Origin of the sequence: Pseudomonas sp. NPDC087598, from assembly GCF_044743525.1 — a bacterium.
In the GTDB taxonomy this organism is placed as follows: Bacteria; Pseudomonadota; Gammaproteobacteria; order Pseudomonadales; family Pseudomonadaceae; genus Aquipseudomonas.
The window spans coordinates 16872-38512 of record NZ_JBIUWQ010000007.1 but is presented as its reverse complement, the minus strand read 5'-3'; the positions used below and the strand labels follow the sequence as shown (position 1 = coordinate 38512).

At 58.9% G+C, this 21641-nt stretch carries 20 protein-coding genes; 8 read left to right on the top strand and 12 right to left on the bottom strand.

Features of this window, described 5'->3' with window-relative positions:
* The first annotated feature begins 124 nt into the window (after positions 1-124).
* The gene (locus tag ACIOWE_RS06095; RefSeq protein ID WP_401388608.1) at positions 125-424 is read left to right on the top strand and encodes a hypothetical protein; all 300 of its coding nucleotides are present in this window, start codon (positions 125-127) and stop codon (positions 422-424) included.
* Positions 425-777: 353 nt separating this feature from the next.
* Here the strand turns inward: ACIOWE_RS06095 and ACIOWE_RS06090 are convergent, their stop codons facing one another.
* Positions 778-2904, bottom strand: coding sequence for a TonB-dependent receptor family protein (locus tag ACIOWE_RS06090; protein ID WP_401388605.1), 2127 nt, complete (start codon positions 2902-2904; stop codon positions 778-780).
* Positions 2905-3065: 161 nt separating this feature from the next.
* On the bottom strand, positions 3066-3890 hold the full coding sequence (locus tag ACIOWE_RS06085; RefSeq protein WP_401388602.1) for a suppressor of fused domain protein: 825 nt from the start codon (positions 3888-3890) through the stop codon (positions 3066-3068).
* Positions 3891-4055: 165 nt separating this feature from the next.
* On the opposite strand from ACIOWE_RS06085, the gene ACIOWE_RS06080 reads away from it, so the two are divergent.
* The gene (locus ACIOWE_RS06080; RefSeq protein WP_401388599.1) at positions 4056-4271 is read left to right on the top strand and encodes a hypothetical protein; all 216 of its coding nucleotides are present in this window, start codon (positions 4056-4058) and stop codon (positions 4269-4271) included.
* Between the two features lie 31 nt (positions 4272-4302).
* Here the strand turns inward: ACIOWE_RS06080 and ACIOWE_RS06075 are convergent, their stop codons facing one another.
* A complete protein-coding gene (locus ACIOWE_RS06075; RefSeq protein ID WP_401388596.1) occupies positions 4303-6948 on the bottom strand; it encodes an EAL domain-containing protein in 2646 nt (881 codons plus the stop codon).
* 298 nt (positions 6949-7246) lie between these two features.
* Between ACIOWE_RS06075 and ACIOWE_RS06070 the strand changes: the two genes are divergently transcribed.
* The gene (locus ACIOWE_RS06070; protein WP_401388593.1) at positions 7247-9451 is read left to right on the top strand and encodes an OsmC domain/YcaO domain-containing protein; all 2205 of its coding nucleotides are present in this window, start codon (positions 7247-7249) and stop codon (positions 9449-9451) included.
* Positions 9452-9634: 183 nt separating this feature from the next.
* On the top strand, positions 9635-10066 hold the full coding sequence (locus tag ACIOWE_RS06065; RefSeq protein ID WP_401388590.1) for a hypothetical protein: 432 nt from the start codon (positions 9635-9637) through the stop codon (positions 10064-10066).
* Positions 10067-10099: 33 nt separating this feature from the next.
* On the opposite strand, the gene ACIOWE_RS06060 is transcribed toward ACIOWE_RS06065, so the two are convergent.
* Positions 10100-10558, bottom strand: a complete 459-nt coding sequence (locus ACIOWE_RS06060) for a GNAT family N-acetyltransferase (RefSeq protein WP_401388587.1) — start codon at positions 10556-10558, stop codon at positions 10100-10102.
* Positions 10559-10641: 83 nt separating this feature from the next.
* Between ACIOWE_RS06060 and mug the strand changes: the two genes are divergently transcribed.
* Positions 10642-11154: a G/U mismatch-specific DNA glycosylase gene (mug, locus tag ACIOWE_RS06055; RefSeq protein ID WP_401388585.1), complete on the top strand. Its 513-nt coding sequence runs from the start codon at positions 10642-10644 to the stop codon at positions 11152-11154.
* On the opposite strand, the gene ACIOWE_RS06050 is transcribed toward mug, so the two are convergent.
* From ACIOWE_RS06050 to ACIOWE_RS06035, 4 genes are all read right to left on the bottom strand, one after another.
* Positions 11151-11645: a PaaI family thioesterase gene (locus ACIOWE_RS06050; RefSeq protein WP_401388583.1), complete on the bottom strand. Its 495-nt coding sequence runs from the start codon at positions 11643-11645 to the stop codon at positions 11151-11153. The two genes, mug and ACIOWE_RS06050, sit on opposite strands and share 4 nt — an antisense overlap.
* 8 nt (positions 11646-11653) lie before the next feature.
* Entirely contained in the window at positions 11654-12811 is a 1158-nt protein-coding gene (locus tag ACIOWE_RS06045) for a GGDEF domain-containing protein (protein ID WP_401388580.1), read from the bottom strand.
* Positions 12812-12918: 107 nt separating this feature from the next.
* Entirely contained in the window at positions 12919-13947 is a 1029-nt protein-coding gene (locus tag ACIOWE_RS06040; protein WP_401388577.1) for an NAD(P)-dependent alcohol dehydrogenase, read from the bottom strand.
* Between the two features lie 55 nt (positions 13948-14002).
* The gene (locus ACIOWE_RS06035) at positions 14003-14251 is read right to left on the bottom strand and encodes a hypothetical protein (RefSeq protein ID WP_201238390.1); all 249 of its coding nucleotides are present in this window, start codon (positions 14249-14251) and stop codon (positions 14003-14005) included.
* Between the two features lie 169 nt (positions 14252-14420).
* Between ACIOWE_RS06035 and ACIOWE_RS06030 the strand changes: the two genes are divergently transcribed.
* Positions 14421-15059, top strand: coding sequence for an ATPase (locus ACIOWE_RS06030; protein ID WP_401388574.1), 639 nt, complete (start codon positions 14421-14423; stop codon positions 15057-15059).
* An 86-nt stretch (positions 15060-15145) separates the two neighbouring features.
* Positions 15146-15487: a hypothetical protein gene (locus tag ACIOWE_RS06025; protein ID WP_401388571.1), complete on the top strand. Its 342-nt coding sequence runs from the start codon at positions 15146-15148 to the stop codon at positions 15485-15487.
* A 115-nt stretch (positions 15488-15602) separates the two neighbouring features.
* On the opposite strand, the gene ACIOWE_RS06020 is transcribed toward ACIOWE_RS06025, so the two are convergent.
* Both ACIOWE_RS06020 and ACIOWE_RS06015 read right to left on the bottom strand, forming a co-directional pair.
* On the bottom strand, positions 15603-16601 hold the full coding sequence (locus tag ACIOWE_RS06020; protein ID WP_401388569.1) for a zinc-dependent alcohol dehydrogenase family protein: 999 nt from the start codon (positions 16599-16601) through the stop codon (positions 15603-15605).
* Positions 16598-17356 carry a phytanoyl-CoA dioxygenase family protein gene (locus tag ACIOWE_RS06015; RefSeq protein WP_401388566.1) on the bottom strand — a complete coding sequence of 253 codons (759 nt, stop codon included), beginning with the start codon at positions 17354-17356 and terminating at the stop codon, positions 16598-16600. Before ACIOWE_RS06015 ends, ACIOWE_RS06020 begins: the two co-directional genes overlap by 4 nt.
* A gap of 106 nt (positions 17357-17462) precedes the next feature.
* Here ACIOWE_RS06015 and ACIOWE_RS06010 point away from each other — a divergent pair, with 106 nt between their 5' ends.
* Complete coding sequence (locus ACIOWE_RS06010) at positions 17463-18104, top strand: LysE family translocator (protein WP_401388564.1); 642 nt, start codon at positions 17463-17465, stop codon at positions 18102-18104.
* Between the two features lie 15 nt (positions 18105-18119).
* Here the strand turns inward: ACIOWE_RS06010 and ACIOWE_RS06005 are convergent, their stop codons facing one another.
* Both ACIOWE_RS06005 and ACIOWE_RS06000 read right to left on the bottom strand, forming a co-directional pair.
* On the bottom strand, positions 18120-19313 hold the full coding sequence (locus ACIOWE_RS06005; RefSeq protein ID WP_401388561.1) for an ATP-binding protein: 1194 nt from the start codon (positions 19311-19313) through the stop codon (positions 18120-18122).
* A gap of 139 nt (positions 19314-19452) precedes the next feature.
* Positions 19453-21633 (bottom strand): TonB-dependent siderophore receptor, encoded by a 2181-nt coding sequence (locus tag ACIOWE_RS06000; RefSeq protein ID WP_401388558.1) that lies wholly within the window; start codon positions 21631-21633, stop codon positions 19453-19455.
* Positions 21634-21641: the final 8 nt, after the last annotated feature.

Genomic DNA, 21641 nt, shown 5'->3' with positions numbered 1-21641 from the left:
TCTGCCTGTCGTCGTTCACGAAAAAAACGTATCTTGAGCTTCTGGATAAAGATATTACTAATTGTTGCCGCAGCGCATAGTTGTTTGTTAGATTGCGCGCCTCAAAAATTAGCAGGGACGCGTTATGTTTCTTATCTGGCAAGGCTGGGGCATTCTTTCTATTCTGATTCCATTGGTGGGTCTGATTTCTTTTGCCGGACTTCCTAATGGGATGGGCGTCGGTGTTGGCTTGCTAGTTGCGGCCGCGGCTAACGCCTATATTGGCCACAAACTGAATAATGCACCGGGCAAGACGTACATTGATCCAGCCACTGGCGGCGAAGTCGTATTCCGCAAAAAACACACACTGTTTTTTGTACCGATGCAGTACATGTCGGTGCTGATGGTTTTGGTTGGGCTGTTTGCCTTGCTTAATCTGCACTAAGAGCGACATGTAGAATAATTATTTTATTGTGAGTTTCAGCTCGGTCGTGGACTTGCTGATTGTTTCAATCATTACAAAAGACTCAATCAGCTTACTCCGACATTGACCTGTTCATTGGGCGGGGATATGGAGTTTCCCTCGGAACATGCTATCGACATAAAAGCCGAAGGCCGTGTCGAGGGAAATCACCAGAGCACTTCCGGCCATGAATTTTCGACTGAGTTTGTTTTTTATAACGTCAGGCCAGACGTAACTCAAGGCTACCTGGCTGACTACAAAACCATCAGGTTTTTACTGCTCAAGCAATCGTTTATTCCGTGCAAAGTGCGTATACGGCCTATGCCTACGGTGCCCTAGAGCAAACTCCACGAAACCCCGAGATAAACCCCCATTCCTTCCCCCGGTGTAGACCGCGCGGCATCCAGCCCTTTGTCGTCATACCCCGGAGTCACCGTGGCCGCATAACGTTTGTTGGTCAGATTGCGCAGGTCCAGCCAGGTTTGCCAGTCGCCCTTCGGGGCGTTGTAACCCAGCGTTGCGCCAAACAGCGCATACGGATCGGCGTAGTAGCTATTGGCGTAATCCACGGCAACTTTCGACACCAGTTGCGTATTCACCCCCGCAAAGAACCCTTGCGGCCAGTCGTAGCGCAATTCGCCCTGGTAGTAGTGCATCGGTAACCCCGGCAAGCGGTTGTCACCGAAGCGATCATCATCGCGGTAGTGGAAGTCGCTGAAGGTATACGCCTGACGCAGACTCAACTGGCGGCCGTCATCGGCTGACCAGAGCTTGCTGTTGAGACTGGCTTCGACACCTTGGTGCACGGTGGGGCTGGCGTTGAGCTCATAAGGCGTGACCGCGTTGGCATCCGGCAGCACCGAAAGCAATTCGTGACGCACTTGTGCGTAATACCAGGCCAGGCTCCATTCGCCGAATGCGCTGTCGCCGCGACCGCCAAGTTCTAAGGTGGTGGCGGTCTGGTTTTGCAGTTTGATCGGGTCACGCTGGGTGCCGGTCGCCGCACCGCTGCCGGTCGGGAAGCGTACGTTGGAGCTGTAGATCAGCGACCACGGGTGCGGGGCTTCGACCGAACGGCTGAGGTTGCCGAATACTTGCAGATCAGGCGTTACCTGATAGCGCAGGCCGAGGCGAGGGGCGTAGTCCCAGTCGTTCATGCTGGTTTTGCCACCGCCTTGCGGGTAGGTAACGGCGCTTTCGCGGCGGGTGTAAATGGCGGCGAGACCGGTGGTCAGCCACAGGTCATCGGCGATTTCCAGATCGTTGCCGAAATGCAGGACAGTGTCCGAGCCCTGATAAGTGAAGTTGCGCATATGGGTGCCGGGCGCGTAGCCGGCGGTATTGCCGGTAGGGATGCGCACCAGTTCGCTCGCGCCGTCATTGGGCAAATGTTTGGTCACGCGCAGGCCGACATTGCTGCGGCTTTCCATGCCCCACAAAGTGTCGCGGCGCTTGTAGTCGAAGGTGCCGCTGACATCGGTATAGGCCACCTTCAAGCGATTGGGGCCTTCGCGCAGGTCCATCGGATAGTCGTGATAGACGAGGCCGGTCTGGATGCTCGAATCGTCGTCGATGTAGAACGTGGTCTTGTTGCCGATGAAGGTACTGCCCGGTTGTTTGCGGCTGTCGTCGCGCGATACATAAGCCGGGTTGGCCGCGCGCGGATCGTGTTCGATGGAATGCTTGGTCACGCGTCCGGCGAGGTCGTTGTCGGTCTGGCGATAACGAATATAGAAGCGCGTTTCCAGGTTCGGATTGAAGCGATAACCGAAGTTGGCGATCACGCCCTGGCTCTCGCTGGCGGTGTGATCCTGATAACCGTCGGCGTTCGAATCGGTCAGCGACACGTAGTAATCGAAGTCGCCCAGCACCTGCCCGGAACTGACCTGACGCTGCTGATAACCATGGCTGCCGGTTGCGTAACGCACTTGCAGTTTTGGCGCGTCGTAGCCGGTGTGGCTGACGTAATCAATAGCGCCGCCCAAGGCCAGAGAGCCACGATCAAAGCCGTTGGCACCGCGCAGCACTTCCACATGGTCGATCCACAACGGTTCGAGTAATTCGTAGGGCGTGCCGCCAGGCCCCGTCAGCGGCAAGCCGTCGAGCATCGTGTACAGCCCCGAGGCATGAGCGCCCGGCGCCCGGTTGATGCCCGAGCCGCGAATCGAAATCTTCACCCCTTCATTGCCTGCCGACTGTGCGTAAACCCCGGGCTGATAGGCCAGCACATCCTGATTGCTCGCCACGCGGCCCTGCAACGGCTGGCGCATATCGACCACGTTGGTGCCGCCGGGTACTTGCCCGAGTCGGGACCTGGCGTCCTCGACGGCTGCGTCGGTGCCGCTGCGATCCTCGGCTGAAATCAATACTTGCCCCAGCTCCATGCCTTGAGTCTCGGCCATGGCCGGACAGGCAAGGGCCAGCCCCAACAACGCGGTGGGCAGGGAATTGGGCGCGGGCATCGAGAAACTCCAGACAGACAGGGACGGGCAATGAACATTGCGACGTAATAAAGGACGAAGGAAACACATGGGAATTTGCTTTTATACCGCTAATACCGAGGGGCGCAGTCAACTCACTGCGCGGCGGCAAACGTTCTCTCGCGGCTGAGCAATGCCCCCTGTCACACCACACTGGCGCGATTGAGGCGGCTGATATGCCCGACACCTGCGTCCTTCAAGCGCGCGACCAGATCATTGCGCGCATTTTGCCCACCGGTACGGATGTATTCGAGTTCGGCGGCGGTAATCAATGTCACGCAGACCAGTTTGACCGGTGACAAGGGCATGTCATCGATTCGGGTCGGGAAGTCCGGCTCGGGGGCGCCAATCACCATGCCGGTCATGTCGTCGGCGGTGACGAAATGCGCGGGCAGTTGCTCGCTCATGTAATCCGATTTGCTGAATCCCGGAATTTCGTAAGACATCGAGCCGTATTTCTCCAGCCGATGGATGAGCCCGCCGGCGTGCGCCACCTCGGCCGCGAGGTGCTTCAACAGCTCGAATGCCCAACTGCGTTTGAACGGGTCAACGTCACCCGGAGCGCCGAGTGCATGTTCGGGGATGTCCGATGTTTCGATGAACAGTTCCATCTCGAAACCATTGCCCAAACCTTCGGCGCCATCGAACGGGTCTGACATGCCTTCGGTGGCGAGGATGATCGAGTCACCACGACGTACCACGCGGTAGGCTTGCCGGGTCGATGGCCAGTCGGGACCGCCCATGAAACTCGGGCTGATCATGTAGCCAAGGACGTCTTTTTCGCTGGTGCCGACAGCATTCCAATGCCGGTCCAGAGCTTTCTGGCTGGCTTCTCGCTCGGCCATGTTGGCTTTCTCGGCCTCGCTCAGGTCGTCATAACCGAACGACTCGATAAGTTCTTCGGGTTGTTCCGGGGCTTGGAGGGCGGTTTTTTTCGCTGAAGTGAACAGCTTTTTGAAGAAGTTCATGCGCGTTCCTTGCGGGTCTGGCGTGCGGCATCGGGTGGGTGCCGAATCATACAAAGCGCCGGATGCGGGCGGAAGATCGCGGGTGCAGACTCCACCCGTCGACTGCGCTGAACCTCCAGGTGCGCGCGTCTTTCTATCAAGGGGAGTCCTTTACGAGAAAACTCTATGTTCGATCAGCGCAAGAAAGAATCACTGGCGGCATGGCGCAAACTGGCGACGCAGTCGCAACTGCGGATGGACCCGGAGCAGCAGTACGACGAGTTACTGAAGGCTGCCGATGAAATGGAAGAGCAGGGACTGATCACCAGCGCTGAATGGCGGCAATTGGTACGGGATGCCGGCAGCGTGTTCCGGGGTGAGGCGGATCAGACTCTCAGCTGAAGAATTTCATGAGAATACAGGTTGATCAGCACTACAGACCCTCCAGATTAAGGCCGCTACGGGAGCGGTCTTTTTTCGGTTTTGGCTTTTTCGGCTGCGCGCTTCTCGACGTGTGCAACAGGTGCGCGAACGCCGTTTTGTCGATCGGGCGGCTCATGAAGTAACCCTGTACTTCGTTGCATTGATCCGCGCCGAGAATATCCAGTTGCTCTTCGGTTTCGACGCCTTCAGCGGTGACCGTCAGGCCCATGGCTTTGCCCAGGCCGATGATGGCTTGCACCACCGCGCGGTCATTGACGCCGCTGCTGATCGAAGCGATGAAACGCTTGTCGATCTTGATCCCGTCGAAGGGGTAGGCGCGCAGATAACCCAGCGATGAATAACCGGTCCCGAAGTCATCCATGTTCAGGCGCACGCCGAGTTCTTTCAGGGCGTTCATGGTGGACAGCGCACCGTCGGTATCGTTGAGCATGACGTTTTCGGTGATCTCCAGTTCCAGTCGACTTGCCGGAAAGCGCGTGGCGATCAGCACGTCACGGACATCTTTAACTACGTCGGTCACGGCAAACTGCGCCGGGGAAAGATTGACCGACAGCAGAATATCTTCCGGCCAGGTCAACGCCGTCTCGCAGGCTTCACGCAACACCCAGCGCCCGAGCGGGACGATCAGGTCAGTCTGCTCAGCCAGCGGGATAAACAGGTCCGGCCCGAGCAGGCCCCTGGATGGATGTTGCCAGCGCACCAGCGCCTCGACCGAGACAATCTGCTTGCCGTCGACCTTGTAGCGTGGCTGATAGTGCAGGACGAATTCGTTGTGCTTGAGTGCATGACGCAGATCGTCCTCCAATTCCCGGCGCGTCTGGATTTGGTCGCTCATGTGCGCCTCGAAATAACACCAGGTGTTCTTGCCCTCGGATTTGGCCTGATACAGCGCGATGTCGGCGTAGCGGATCAGCTCGCTGGGGGTGAAACCATGGTGGCGGCTGAGGGCGATGCCGATGCTGGCGCCGATGTGCAGCGGATGATCTTCGAAGATCACCGGTTGGTGCAGGCTGCCGATCAGACGCGTGCAGAACTTGTCGATTTCGTGGTGGCTGTCCATGCCATTGAGCACCACGATGAATTCGTCGCCGCCGAGCCGGGCGACGATGTCGTTGTCGCGAGTGCATTCATGCAAGCGCACGGCAACTTCCTGCAACACCGCATCACCGGCCGGATGCCCGAGAGAGTCGTTGATCGGTTTGAAATTGTCCAGATCGATCATCAGCAGAGACAACGCTGGCGCATGCTCGCGCAGCATCAGCGCATCATCCAGATAGCGCGCCAGTTTGTTGCGGTTGGGCAGGCCAGTCAGGGCGTCGTGCATGGACAGGTGCTGGATCTGCGCATGGGCGGCGACTTCGTCGGTGATATCGCTGGCAGTGCCGCGATAACCGATGACGGCATGCTTGTCGAAGATCGGACGCGCTGAGAGGCGACAGTGACGCTGCTGATCGCAGTGGTCGCGGTAGGTGCAGCGCAGATCGCTGGCCTGGCCTTCTTCGGTGAGCTTTTTCAGCCACAGTTCCAAAGGCGTGGTGTCGCAAAACAGCAGTTGGCCGATGTCTTGTCCGAGCCAAAAGGCTTGCGGATAACCGGTCACTTCACTGAACCGTGCGGACAGGTAAGTCAGCGCCAGATCCCGATCAACCTCCCAGATCCAGTCCGAAGCGGCTTCCGCCACCGCGCGAAAACGTTCTTCACTGGCTTCAAGTCCGCGGTTGGCGCTTTCCAGTGCGAGGTTCGAGTTCTGCATCACTTCAAAGCTTTTGTCTACGTATTGCGATGAGCGCAAGGCGTGGCGGAAGAAGTACGCGGTCAGCAGCATCAGCACCACCATTGTTGCGCCAAGGGGCGGCAACAAGGACCACAACAGCTGTTGCCCCGGCCGTTCCAGATCGGCGATCAGGCTGTAACCGGTGTTGTCCAGCGGTACCCGTGGCCGGGCCGGATCAAGGGTTTCATCCGGCGCGAGGGTCAGGTTGTTCAAGCCATAACCGCTGCCGATCTTGCGCAGCTTGGTCGGCGTGAGTTTTTCGACGAATACCAATACAGAGGTTTTCTGCGCAGGGTCCAGTGGTCGCTCATCATTGGGCAGGATCGCCGCCGCCGAGACCAGCGCCGGCCAGCCCTCGAACAGTGAGTAGCTGCTGACGGCCTGGGTTATGTCGCTCTGGCTTTGCACCTGATCCAGCAGCGACGCGGCGCTGGTCCCAAGAAACGCCGAGATGTCCGTATCGAGCATTTGCCCACGAACCACGGCGTATTTGGTCCGCTCGCGGTCGAGCACAAAAACGCCGTCATAACCGTCCGTGGTGAACAGGGTTTTGCCGACATTTTGCTCGGTATAGGCCCAGTTCGTGTCGACCTGATCGCTCAAGTGTTCATACGCCGTGGTCCAGTTGGCGTAACTGGTGATGTAGTTTTTTGACGTGCTGATGCGATTTTCCACGGCGCGGGCCGAAAAGAACCTGGTTTTGTTGATTTCTTCGTTGTCGAGCCGGTTGGCGATGCCGAGGAGGGCGCCGGTCGCGGCAATTACGCCGGTGACGAAAAGCGCGCCGACAGCGATCGCCAGGCGGCGAGTGACAGCGCTTTGCCGAGGGGGAGCAGGCGCCGCATAACTGGAAATGTCCATTCGCTCGTCCTTGATCCGCAGTCTTCTGAATCTGGAACAGTGGCGCAAGCGCAAGGTTCAGATTCTTTTTCGCGATTGCACTGATCCGAATCTGTAGAAGCGTAGTGAACCCTTCGAGTCTTTGCCTTGGCGTGTTTGCAACAAGTGACGACTGACCCGCAAAACTCGCTGCGGGCATGGATCGGCGGCCCGCAGACCCCGCGGCGCCGGTCAGCGGCGATTCCCGAAAGCACAAGACTTCCCGCTCAAAAACCGGATAATGGCCGCCATTCGTTTAGCCGTATTCTGGTAATCCCGCATGGAAATCAAGGTCAACTTTCTCGACAACCTTCGACTTGAAGCCAAGTTCGACGACTTCACGGTGATCGCCGATCAGCCTATTCGCTACAAGGGCGATGGCTCGGCACCGGGTCCGTTCGATTACTTCCTGGCGTCGTCGGCCTTGTGCGCGGCTTACTTTGTGAAGTTGTACTGCGACACGCGCAACATCCCCACCGAAAACATTCGTCTGTCGCAGAACAACATTGTCGATCCGGAAAACCGCTACAACCAGATCTTCAAGATCCAGGTCGAACTGCCGGCGGACATCTCGGAAAAGGATCGCTTGGGCATCCTGCGCTCCATCGACCGTTGTACAGTGAAGAAGGTTGTGCAGACCGGTCCCGAGTTCATCATCGAAGAAGTCGAAAACCTCGACGCCGACGCTCAGGCCTTGCTGATGCCGCATTCGACATCGGAGGCGGGCACCTACATTGCCGGCAAGGACCTGCCGCTGGAGCAGACCATCGCCAACATGTCGGGAATTCTCGCCGACCTGGGCATGAAGATCGAAATCGCGTCGTGGCGCAACATCGTGCCCAACGTGTGGTCGCTGCATATCCGCGATGCGCACTCGCCAATGTGCTTCACCAACGGCAAGGGCGCGAACAAAGAGGGCGCGCTGGCCTCGGCGCTGGGCGAGTTCATCGAGCGTCTCAACTGCAACTTCTTCTATAACGATCAGTTCTGGGGCGAAGAGATCGCCAACGCAGAGTTCGTGCATTACCCGGACGAGCGCTGGTTCAAGCCTGGGCCGAAAGACGCGCTGCCGAGCGAGATCCTCGACGAATACTGCCTCGGCATTTACAACCGTGACGGCGAGCTGCTCGGCTCGCACCTGTACGACACCAACTCCGGCAACACCCAGCGCGGCATCTGCTCTCTGCCGTTTGTGCGCCAGTCGGACAATGAAGTGGTGTATTTCCCGTCCAACCTGATCGAAAACCTGTTTCTCAGCAACGGCATGAGCGCCGGCAACACGCTGGCCGAAGCCCAGGTGCAGTGCCTGTCGGAAATCTTCGAGCGTGCGGTCAAACGCGAAATCCTCGAAGGAGAAATGGCCCTGCCGGATGTGCCGCAAGCCGTGCTGGAGAAGTACCCGAGCATTCTGGCCGGTATCCAAGGTCTCGAAGAACAGGGCTTCCCGGTACTGGTCAAGGATGCTTCGCTGGGCGGTGAATTCCCGGTGATGTGCGTCACGCTGATGAACCCGCGCACTGGCGGTGTGTTCGCCTCGTTTGGCGCGCATCCAAGCCTGGAAGTGGCGCTGGAGCGCAGCCTGACCGAATTGTTGCAAGGTCGTAGCTTCGAAGGTCTGAACGACTTGCCGCAACCGACCTTCTCGGGTCAGGCCGTAACCGAGCCGAACAACTTCGTCGAGCACTTCATCGACTCCAGCGGTGTGGTGTCGTGGCGTTTCTTCAGTGCCAAAGCGGACTTCGAATTCGTCGAGTGGGACTTCTCCGGTCAAGGCGAAGACTCCAACGCCGAGGAAGCCGCAACCCTGTTCGGCATCCTCGAAGACATGGGCAAAGAAGTCTACATGGCGGTCTATGAGCACATCGGTGCCAAGGCCTGCCGGATTCTGGTGCCGGACTACTCGGAAATCTATCCGGTTGATGACCTGATCTGGGACAACACCAACAAAGCGCTGCAATTTCGCGCCGATATCCTCAACCTGCACAGCCTGAGCAAAGTTGGTCTGCGTAACCTCGCCCAAGGCCTGGAAAACAGCGAGCTGGACGATTACACCGAGATCACCACGCTGATCGGCATCGAGTTCGACGACAACACGCCGTGGGGCAAGCTGACCATTCTCGAACTGCGCCTGCTGATCTACCTCGCCTTGCAGAAGTACGATCAGGCGAAAGACCTGGTCGAAGCCTTCCTGCAATACAACGACAACACCGTCGAGCGCGGCTTGTTCTACCAGGCGGTGAATGTGGTGCTGGAGATGGAACTGGACGAGGATCTGGAACTGGCCGACTACGAAACCAACTTCCGCCGCATGTTCGGCGACGAACGCATGGACGCGGCGATTGGTTCGGTGAACGGCAGCGTGCGTTTCCATGGTTTGACCCCGACCAGCCTGAAACTGGAAGGTCTGGACCGGCATTTGCGCTTGATCGAGAGCTACAAGAAGCTGCATTCGGCGCGGGCTAACGTCGCGGGTTCAATGCAATAAACTGTGGCGAGGGAGTTTGCTCCCGCCGAGGCGCGCAGCAGCCCTTGTTTTAGAAAAAGAGGGCCTGCTGCGCAGTCCAGCGGGAGCAAGCTCCCTCGCCACAATTACGGTGCACGGGCCGGCGGTTCACCGTGTGCGGAAACGTCTGAACAATGGAATGCCCCCTGTGAAGGAGACACACAGATGGTTGGTGAAGTACTGAAGTCGAAGATGGTCAACTTTCTGGTGACCAATGTAGACGTGAACTACGACAGGATCGGCGACCTGTATGACGCTGTCGGCAGCGGCAATGTGAATGTACTGGCCAGCGTGATGAAGTCCTTCGAAAAAGCCTACGGTGGACTCTGGGTCGGCGGCAAAATGCTCCTGACCCAACGAGCGATCCATTTGAATGCCAATGCGTTGAATCGCGTGGTTCAAGACGGGACGCTAGACATTGAAATTCCTCTGGATTTAATCCGTGGTGTGACCAATGAAGGTGGTTTCTTTACCAAGGTCATCCGTCTGAACACCGATGCTGGCTGCGTGAAATTCCGCTGCTACGGTGCAAAAGAAGTGGTCGCGTTGATCGAGAAGACAATCGTCGCGAGAGTGTCGAATCCTGTAGCGGGTTGACCCAAAGCTCCCTCGCCACGGTTCTGCGTGTCGTCACGACCGGCTCAGCGGTTTCTCCATGATGATCGTGCGTTCGGCACCGTGAAACTCATCGCGGACTTTCTCGAAACCCAGTGAGGCATAAAAACTTTCAGCGGTGATGGAGGAGGGCACGCGTAAACGCGGTAATCCTTCCTTTATCGCGACTGATTCCAGGGTGTCCATCAGCATTTTCCCGAGTCCGGCGCCTTGATGAGTCGGAACAACAAACACGCTTCTAACCACATCCCGATCAAGACTGGCTGTTGCAACCACGTGTTGATTGACTGTCGCTACAAACACCCGACGTTGATTCAACAACTGCAGGATCGCCGCAGGAGAGAAGTTTTGCTCCACCCGGTCGATGATTTCTGGCGAGTAGTGTTGGGTGTTGGACTCACGCAGGGTAGCGATAATGATCTCGCTGATTGTCGGGGCATCCTCACGGGTTGCGAGTCGAATCTGTTGACCCATTTGAGATGGTTCCATGCTTTACGCTACCTTCCCTGGCTCTATACGGGGCAATACCCGAGTGAAAATAGCAAAAAAGGAGCGTTATGGCAGACGAAGGGCTTGAGGACATTCTTGTGAATGATCTTTCGGTGATCTTCTGTGGCATCAACCCCGGCCTGCTGGCCGCCGCACAAGGCCATCACTTCGCCGGCCGAGGTAATCGGTTCTGGCGCACGCTGCATCTGGCCGGGTTCACGCATGAAGAATTACGCCCGGAACACGACCGCAGGATTCTGGACTATCAGTGTGGATTGACCGCTGTCGTGGATCGCCCGACGGCGCGAGCGGATCAACTGTCCCTGGACGAATTCAATGCCGCTGCCACAATCTTTGAGCTGAAGATCAGGCGTTACGCCCCCGGGTTTGTTGCTTTCCTGGGCAAAGCGGCGTTTGCCGCGTTGTCCGGTCAACGTGAGGTGCAGTGGGGGCGTCAGGACAGCACCTTCGGCGGGGCGGCGGTGTGGGTGTTACCCAATCCGAGTGGGCGCAATCTGGCGTTCACGCAGGAGCAATTGGTCACGGCGTATCGAGCTCTTCGTTTGGCAGCCAAGCCTTAGCGTCCTTGCGCCGCCGCTGCCAGCTGCGCTGTGTCGACCCGCACAAAAACCGAGTCACCCACCGCTGTCAGCACATCCCCTGCATACACCTCGCAGATCACCCGGGTCTTGCGTCCGACTTCACCTTCGACTTTCGCCTTGAGGGTCAGCGTTACGCCCATCGGCGTCGGTTTGATGAATTTGATGCCGAGATTGCCGGTGACGCAGTCAATGCGGGGCAGGGTGCCGGGCTGGCGATTTTCTGCACGGTAGTGATAAGCCATTGCGGTCCAGTTGGAATGGCAATCGACCAGCATTGCGATCAGGCCGCCGTAAACCAGTTCCGGCCAGCCGCAGTATTGGGCGTCAGGCAGATGTTGCGCGACAACGTGGATGCCGTCTTCGTGCCAGTGGCTTTTGATGTGCAGACCGTGCGGATTGCGGCCGCCACAGCCATAGCAAACGCCTTCAGGCGCGGCGCTGTCTTGCAGTGAGGTGTCGAAGCTGGACATGGGGATGGTCATCCTGGAGTGGTGAGCCCGGTCAGGCGAATGCGGTTGCGCCCGCCGCGTTTGGATTCATAGAGCGCGGCGTCGCCTTGTTCGATCAGTGCGGTGAGACTGGCGGGCGGTGTGGCGAAAACCGTGGCGCCGATGCTCAGCGTCACGGCGTCAGGCGTCGGGAATGTCTGTGAAGACGTGGTCAGGAACTGCTCGCGCAAGGCGTTGCCCAGTTCAACAATGCGTTCATTGGAGGCGTTCGCCAGCAGGATCACGAACTCATCCCCGCCCAGACGCGCCGTCAGCGATTCCCGGGGCAGAAGCGCACGGATCAACTCGCTCAATGCGATCAGCAAACGGTCGCCGGCGGTGTGACCGTACTGATCGTTGACCAGTTTGAAGTTGTCGATATCGATCAATAGTAGGGCGCCAGGTTGTTTCGGCGAGACGCCCTCCAACAGGCGCGGTGCGCGCATTTCCAGGGCGCGGCGGTTGTACAGCGCGGTCAGCGGATCGCGGGCGGCGAGACGGGCAATCTCTTTTTCACGGCGGTAGCGCTCGGTGCCGGTCATCGACAGCGCAATCAGCATGATCGCCATGGCGCCTTCGACCAGCGATATCTGAATGATCTCGCCGCGAAACGCCGCCAGATCAATGAGCGTGCCTGGAATCATCACGGTCAGCGCTTTGAGCACATAGAACATCCCGTGGGCCAGCAAGACGTAGCGCAGTTGCACCGCACCGACGCTCAGCGACTTGCCGTGGGGGCGCAGCAGCAAACTCGCCTTGAGCGTCGACAGCGCCACCAGCAGCGAGTTGGCCGCCAGCATGACCTTCGACCAAAGTGGCCCGTCCGGTAATAACAGCATGACCAGCCAAATGACAAAGATCAGTGACCAGGCGCGAGACAGGCGGGTTTGGGTGAAGCGCGCAACACCCAGCAGAAACAGAAAATGGGCGGTCACCAGCAGACCGTTGGCGAACCAGATGCCGATCAATAGAAAGCCACTGCTGCGCAGCAGGGCCAGGGTTGAACCCACGGTGATCGTGGCGAAACCGGCGCTCCAGAACAGTAGCGAAGGCTCACGAATACTGCGCCACTCGATCGCCAGATACAGCGCGGCGGCGGCTGCGAGTGCGATCGAGATAGTCAACATCGTAGGAGGGTCGAGCGGCATTTCTGGCAGAGCCTGTCTGATTGGCAGTTAGACGGGCGATTGTAAGCGTTCGGGGCGGTTTTGGCAGGAGGGGCGGCGCGTACGGCACTGGCCGACGCGCCGCTGTTTTATTGGCTGGCGTCCAGTACCACGCGGTAGCGCGCCTTGCCGCTACGCAGGTGATCAACCGCCTCGTTGACTTTGCTCATGGGAAACATCTCGACCTGCGGCAGGATCTGGTGTCGCGCACAGAACTCCAGCATGGTCGCCATGGTGCCAGGCGAGCCTACTGGCGAGGCGGACAGCGATTTTTGCTGCGGAATCAGATCGAACACATGCACCGGGATGGCGCTGGGCACAATGCCGACGAAGTGCAACCGGCCGTTGCCGCGCAGGGTGGCGAGCATGGCCGGCCAATCGAGGTCGGCATTGGCGCTGATCAACAGGAAGTCCAGGGTGCCGGCAATCGCCTTCAACGCTTTGCTGTCGGTGGAGGCAACGACGTTATGCGCACCAAGACGTTTGGCTTCGTCCTGCTTGTTCAGTGATGAGGTGAATGCGGTGACTTCGCAGCCCCAGGCATTGAGAAAGCGCAGCGCCAGATGGCCTAGGCCACCGATGCCGACCACGCCGACGCGGTCGGTGGGTTTGACGCCGAACTGCAGTAGCGGGTTGAACACCGTCGAACCTGCACAGAACAGCGGCCCGACCAGCGCCGGATCAAGCTTTTCGGGCACCGGAATCGCCCAGGCCCAGTGCGCGCGCAAACGGTCGGCGAATCCGCCGTTGCTGCCGATGATGGTCGGTTGCGCAGTGCCACACAGTTGTTGTGAGCCGGAGATGCAGGACGAGCAATGCATGCAACTGCCCTTGTACCAACCGATCCCGACCCGCTGACCGAGTTCGAGACCGCGCACCTGTGGACCCATGCGCACGATTTTGCCGACGACTTCGTGACCGGGGACGAACGGATAGCGGCTGATGCCCCAGTCATTGTCGATCAACGACTGATCGGAGTGGCAGACACCGCAGTATTCCACAGCGACTTCGACATCTTCTTCGCCCAATGCGCCTGGGTCATAGCAGTAACGTTCCAGCGGCGCGCCGGCAGCGGTGGCGGCCCAGCCGTTGAAAGTTGTAGGTTCGGTGTTGCTCATGGGACACCTCCGGGTAAACAGACAGGGACATTGGCAGCCCGGAAAGTCTAGTCGGTCATTTGTCTGGCGCGAGCCACGTATCAACGACTCGTCGATCCAGCTCCTCCCAATACGCCATACCCAATACCCGCGTGGTATTCAGGCCGCGCAAGTAACCGCGCAACTCATGGGCAGTGTCCCGAATGAGCTGCGGGTCGGCGTGGTTTCTGTCGAGCAATACACTTTCGTACTGGACCAGGTATTCAGCCACCCGCTCGCGAAAGTCGGGCAGAACGGCGTCTCGGATCAGGTCGAACGTTCTCAAGGAGGGTTCCTCATTCATGTTTTTCTAGTTGTGTTTGAGTGTGTACCAGTCTGCACGTCACGCAACTATCGCTAGAAGTAATAGTGACCATCACGAAACGCAAGTTCTGCTTTCGCGACAATGGGCGGAAAATCGCCTCTATCGAAACGCAGCTCAAGGAATTTGCGCGATGAACATTCTGACTCGACTGGCGCTGGCCGCACTGCTGACAGGCGCTGCTGCTGCACCGACCTACGCAGACGATGCCCGGTCGTGTCATTTTCAAACCATTACTGGCAGCAGTGCCACGTTGCAGCACTCGCAGACCGTCGGCGTGCTGTACAGCGAAACCACTTTGGATAACCTGCAATACCTTGAGCGTTACCACGACATGGCGGTCAACGGCGCGAAAGATGCGCTCGATTCGCGGATTCGCGAAGCCTTCGTCGAAAGCTCCGATCCGGAATTGGCCATCGACTGGCTGGTGAGTTCGTTGCAGCAACAGTTCTTGTCGGTGACCGTCTACGACAGCCTTGATGCGTTGGTCCAGGCCCACCCGGATGTGGTGGTGAAACTCGACACCTTCAATCGCTTGCTGACCCAACGCAATAGTCTGGTCGAAGCGCGTTTCACTGCACGTTTCTACGATGCCGACCTGCAATACATCGGCAAGGCCGAAGGGGCGGTGGAAAAACAGCTGCCATCGGTTTGGGTCCACAACCAGGCAGCGCCGCAAATCGCTGCGCAGATCGAGAAACAACGTGACCTGCAACTCAACGCACTGAAGCAGTTCGACAACTCACTCAAGGCGTTGGTGTCCGCAAGCTGAACACCTAAAACATAAATGGCAGCGGCCGCGCCGTGAAGCTGGACCGTTGCCGGTTGAACCGAACCTTTATTTTCAGGATTACACCGATGCGTCTTTTATTCGTGCCTGCCACGGCTTTTGCTTTTTTGTTGCTCGCCGGTTGCGCCTCCGCGCCGAACGATCCGACCCTGACGTTGCATACCAGCAAAACGCCTGCACAGTACGCCGATTGCGTAGTGCCGAAGTTGCAGGGCAGCGCGCTACACCCGACGGTTTCGCAGACCCAGCGCAGCTACCGGATCGTGGTGCCGAGCAAGGTGTCGGCGGACAACGTGCTGGAAGCCTACAAGGCCGGCAGTGGCGGCAAGGTGTTTCTCTACGAGCGTCACCTGTTGGCCTCGAATTTCCTGCCATCGACTTTTGAACAGGCAGCTCAGGACTGCATCTGATTTCACCCGGTCACCGTATCTGACAGAGCTCCTTTGGTTGGCCGCAACCAACCAATTCTTTGCCCCGTGCCTTCATTCGGTCACGGGGCTTTTTTTTGCTCGCAATCGTTGAGGTTCAGGCGATATCAATCACCACCTTGCCGACGCCCGTGCCTTGCTCGACGGCATCATGGGCCTGACGCGCCTCACTCAGGGTAAAACGCTGCGGATGCATCAATGGCTTGACCTTGCCTTCCTCGATCAGCCGCGTGGCGTAACCGAGAATCTCTGCGTGGTGCTTGCGTCCGGTGCCGGTGAGCATCGGCAGCAACACAAAAATCCCCGACAACGTCGCACTGCGCAGCGAACCGGTAGCGAGGTTGTGGGTGCCGAACGCCGCGCAACTGGTGACATGGCCATACAGGCGAATCGCCGCAAAGGCGTCATCGAGGCTCTTGCCTCCGACCGTGTCATAAATCACATCGAAACCTTTGCCAGCGGTGTACTGGTTTACGTATTGCTCGACCGGTACGTCGCGGTAGTCGATGGCGGTGGCGCCGTAGCCTTCGACAATCGAGCGCTTGCCCGGCGACACCGTGGCGAACACTTCGGCACCCAAGGCCTTGGCGATCTGCACGGCCATGTGACCGACACCGCCGGCACCGCCATGTACCAGCACTTTCTGCCCGGCCTGGACATGGGCGCGATCCACCAGACCTTCCCACGCCGTCAGGAACACCAGCGGTATCGCCGCTGCTTCGCGAAAGCTCAGATTTTTTGGCTTGCGCGAAAGCAGATCGGCATCCACCGCGATGTATTCGGCGAGTGAGCCGGGCAAGCCACGCACGCCTCCGACCATCCCGTAAACCTCATCACCCACGGCCAGATGCTGGATGTCGGCGCCCACGGCCTCGATCACACCGGCCATGTCCGTGCCGAGAATCGCCGGCAGTTCCGGCATGGCGTACGGCGCGTTGCCGGAGCGAATCTTGTAGTCGATCGGGTTTACACCACTGGCGACGACACGTACCAGTACTTCATTGGCTTTTGGTCGCGGGCAACTGATCTGCGCGTCACGAAAGGCGTTAGTGGCGTAGTCATCCAGGATCAACGCACGAATAGTCGATTGGCTCATTGCAACGCCTCGCTGTCATTTTTAAGGAGAGGGCAATGGTGGTGGCTGAGCGCAGGTTTGTCGATCCCCGAAGGTGGACGCGACGTGTAGGCAAAGTCCGAGGGGTGGAAGCGCTCAGTTGTGTCCATGCGGACACTGCGCAGGCTCAGTGTTTCCAGGTGCGATGCGTAGAGAGGCTCCGCCCAGTAACTGATCAGCACCGAGCGCCGACGTGCGCCGCTGGGGTTCAGGCTACCGGCGTGTACCAGATCGACGTCAAACAGCAGGATGTCGCCGGCGCAGCCAGCAAGTTGCACCGTTTGCGATTCGTCATTGAAGTCGAAGGGGGCCTCGTCAGGCTTCTGGCGATGACTGCCGGGGACGATACGCGTGGCGCCGTTATCGGGGCCGTAATCGTCGAAATAGGCGAGAGCGCTGATGCTGTCGCCCGGCCGCTGCGCCGAGAGGTCGCGGTGCAATAACTGAAAACCGCCCCCCGCCAGTGGCTCGCGACCTTCCACTTGCGCGAGAAAAAACCTTTCTGCGATCAGTTCTCCGGCCACCGCCAGTACCTGAGGCAGGCGGCACACGGCCTGAATCGTTGGATCAAGGTCCAGTTGCGAGTGACGCCAGTCCATGCCCCGTGGGACTGGCCATTGCGCTGATGGCTTCACCCCGGCATCGAACGCGGCGCGCAGGGCATCCAGCCATTCGGCGGGAATCGCGCCCCGGAGCAGGGCGTAGCCTTGGCGATGCAGTTGTTCGCGGTCAGTCATGGTTTTCTCGGCAGGGGCGCAGTACAGAAGAAGTTATAGCCGCGAAAAGCGACAGCGTGCCCGGCTCCTGTAATATGCAGCCCATCACTTACCACGAGCATTGAAAATGGATTCTCACTCGATTCTGGCGTTTACCCTGGTCGCTGCAATCGCCATTGCAAGTCCCGGCCCCGCGACGCTGATGGCAATCAATAACAGTCTGGCCCATGGGCAGCGCAGCACGATCTGGTCGTCACTGGGCAATGCCAGTGGTCTGTTTTGCCTGTCGGCCGCGGCCATGCTCGGGTTGGGTGCCTTGCTGGCGAGCTCAGAGTGGCTGTTCAACGCAGTAAAAATCATCGGCGCCGGCTATCTGTTCTATCTCGGGGTCAAGCAGTTGTTCAAGAAAGGCCCGATGCTTGCGGACGGTATTGAGGGCGACGCGAGCAAGCCGCGTCCGACTCGCGGCAAGCTCTACAAGTCAGCCTTTCTGACCGCCGTGACTAATCCCAAGGCTACGATGTTTTTCACCGCACTGTTCCCGCAGTTCATCGATCAGGAGGCAGCCTTGTTGCCGCAATTCCTGATCCTTACCGCGATCTTCATGGCGTTGTCGGTGTCGTCATTGAGCGTCTATGCCGCGCTGGCATCGCGGGCCAAAGGCGTATTGACCCGGCCAGCACTGTCCCGTTGGGTCAGTCGGGTCGTGGGCACGACCTTTATCGGCTTTGGTGCGGCGATCCTGACGATGCGCCGGCAGACGGCTTAACGGCTGGGCGGCAGCTCAGAGCCATTTGAACTGCGCCGGGAACCGCGCCACAAAGCGTGTTCCCGACTCTGCGTCTGAAGTGACGCTCAAGGTGCCGTTGTGCGCCGTAGTGATCTGCGACGCGATGTAAAGCCCCAGACCCAGGCCTTCGCAACGCTGCCCGGCTTCGGACCGGGAAAAAGGCTCGAACAACAGCGGCATCAATTGCGCCGGAATCGGCGTGCCCTGGTTGGTCAGCGAAATGACAATCTCGTCATTCTCGGCGTAGGCCTTGAGGATGATCGGCGCGTGGGTTGAACCATGGGTGGCCGCGTTGCCCAGCAGGTTCGAGAGCAACTGGCTGATGCGCAATGCATCGCAGTAAATACCTGCCGGCACCTCCAGCGAATGAATAAAGGTCGCCTTGGGATGGGACACCTTGATTTCCTCAAGGGTCGACAGCAGCGTGTCCTGCAAGTCATCCACCAGTTTGCGCTGCAGCGGAATCCCGCCACCAAGCCGTCCCCGGGCAAAGTCGAGGATGTTTTCGATCAGCACCCCCATGCGCACCGAGCTGTTGCGGATCGCCGCAATGAAATTGAGCGAGCGCTTGTCTTCGGTTTTGCTCTCCAGCAGGTCGGCACTCATGCGAATGGCGCTCAGCGGGGTGCGCAGGTCATGGCCGAGTACCGCGATGAACTGCTCGCGCAACCGGCCCAGCTCATTGGCACTTTCCAGCTCGGTTTTGGTGGCATGAAGGCGACTTTGCGTGTCGAGGCTCATGGCGATCAGCTGGGCGAAAAGCGTCAGCGTTTTCACGATGGCCGGTTCGTCGAGGTTGGCCGGAACGGAGTCGATCGCACAGAGCGTGCCGAAAAAATCGCCGTTGGCTTTGACGATGGGAATGGAAATGTAGCTCTCCAGCCCATAGGTTTTCGGCGTGTGATGCCGCGAAAACAGCGGATGCTGGCTGGCATGGCCGAAGACCACGGGCTGTTTGTGTTGGCGGATTTCGTGACAGATGGTCGATTCGAGTACCAGTTCGCCACCGGGTTCGAGCCCGAATTCGATTGAGTCGTCGACCGCGCACGCCACCCAGTTCTTTTCGGTGACCCGGGCCACGGCGGCGAAGCGCATGCCGGTCAGGTGCTTGACCATGCTCAGGATCACGGGCACCGCATCAATGCTGCGGATGGCTTCAATGTCTGATGCGAACTCTGGGCTGGTCATGGGCGTGCTTCGAAATGATGTCGGTCGGAGATTATCGTTTCTTGTCGCTCATTGCTAATGGGCCTGTTGCACAAAAGCCAAGGGCGCCGCGGATTTCCCGGGGCGCCCTTGGCCTGTGTTGTCGCGGGTGGTGCGCGGCTTAGAACTTGTATTTGGCGGTCAGCATATAACTGCGCGGATTGCCGTAGTTGTCGTTGGCACCCCAGGTGATGTTGCTGCCGATGGCCGAGTAGTAGACGCGATCAAAGATATTGTTCGCGTTGACTTGCAGGTCGAGGTGTTTGGTGAGTTCGTATCCGGCCATCAGGTCGGTGGTCGCGTAGCTGCCTTGTTCGAGTCGATAGCTGCCGCCATTGGCAAGTGCGACGTCGTTGTACATGCGGCTCTGCCAATAGACGTTGCCGCCGACGCGGAGTTTTTGTAACGGCCCCTGGAAGCGATACACCGTCGAGACTTTGAACAAGTGCTCAGGCGTGTCGGTTTTGAATTGCTGATTATTGTTGGCCGGTTTTTCGTCCTTGATGTAGTGCGCGCGGGTATAGGTATAGCCAGCGCCGAGCTGCCAGTTTTCGGTCAGCGCGCCTTGCAACTCCATGTCGATGCCCTGGCTGCGCACTTTGCCCGAGCCGGTGTAGCAGGTCATGACCGGGCAACCGAACTGGTTTTCCGCCAGGGTTGCGCGGTTGCTCTGGTCCATCTGGAACACGGCCAGACTGGCGTTGAGGGCGCCGTTGAAATATTCGCCCTTGATGCCGACCTCGTAGTTTTCACCGACGATCGGGTCCAGCACTTTGCCGGAGAGATCCTTCGAGGTTTGCGGGGTGAAGATGTCGGTGTAGCTGGCGTAAACGGAATGATGCTCGTCCAGCTTGTAGATCAGGCCGGCGTAACGTGTCAGGTTACGGGTGACCTTGTAGTCGCCGTCGCCGCTGCGGTCATCGTAGTCATACCAGTCCAGGCGACTGCCGAGGATCAGCGTCAGCGGATCGGCCAGGCTCAACCGGGTGGTGAGGTAAGCGGCATCCTGAGTGGCCACGCTGCGCGTCTTGCCGTCACGCACGAAGTCGGGTTTGGGCGCACCGATCGGCCAGGCCGTGGTGTACGGATCGTATTCCTTGGACGTCGCATCGTAGACGCGATGGCTGCCACCGACGACGAGTTCGTGGGTGCGGCCGAAGGCTTCGAACGGACCGCTGGCAAAACCGTCGAAAGCGTTCTGTTTGTCGGTGTTGTGCGATTGGTAAGCGGTGGTTTCCAGCGGGCCGTTATAGCGCGACAGGTACGTGCCGGAGAACTCGCCGTTGAGCGTCGAGGACGAGCCGGCGACGTGCAGTTTCCAGTCGTTGTCGAAGCGATGCTCGACTTCGCCGAAGACCGTGTCGATCTGCAGTTTCTTGTTTTCCCAATCGGTACCGGGGTAAGTGGAGCGGGGCAGATCAAGGTGATGGCCGTTGGTGCCGATTGGCAACCCGCCCCAAAAATAGTTGGTCTGTTCATTTTGCCGGGAGAAACCCAGGGTCGCGGTGGTGCTGTCGCTCAGGTCGGCTTCACCGATGGCGTAGAACAGGCCGTGATCGTTTTGTTCCTTGTCGCGGAAACTGTCGGCGCCCTGATAGGAACCCACCACACGGCCACGCAGCGTGCCACTGTCGTTCAGCGCACCGGAAGCGTCGATCTCGCCGCGATAATCATCCCAACTCCCCGCCGCGCCGGTGAGCGTCACTTGCGGCGTGGCCGTCGGGCGTTTACGCACCATGTTGATGGCGGCTGACGGATTGCCGGCGCCCGTGACAAGGCCGGTAGCACCGCGAACGATTTCAACCCGGTCGAACATCGCCAGATTCGGTTGCACCGCCATCGAATACGGCTGATAGGAGCTGGGCAGTCCGTCGTACATGATGTTGTCGATGTCGAAGCCGCGTGCGCTGTAAGCCTGTCGACCCGGACCGCTGGACTGGTTGAGGAACAGCCCCGGCGTGCCCCGCACCACATCGTTGATGCTGGTCATGCCCTGATCGTCCATGCGTTGCCGGGTGATGACGGTGACGGCTTGCGGCGTTTCGCGCATGGTCAGCGACAGCTTGGTCGCGGTCTGCATGGGGCCGGTGGTGTAGGACTGCGAACCCTCGGTGGTGCTGCTCATCTGGGTGGCACCGATCTCGGTGGCGCCAAGTTCCAGGGTGGCGGGTGGGGCAGCAGTTTCAGGCGATGGCGCTGGAGGCTCATCGGCTGAAACGGACGAGAGGCTGACCATGCCAATGGCGAGCGCCAGAAGGTTGGGTGAGAGGTTCGAACGGCGGTGGCGGGTGTGAAACGACATCAATCTGC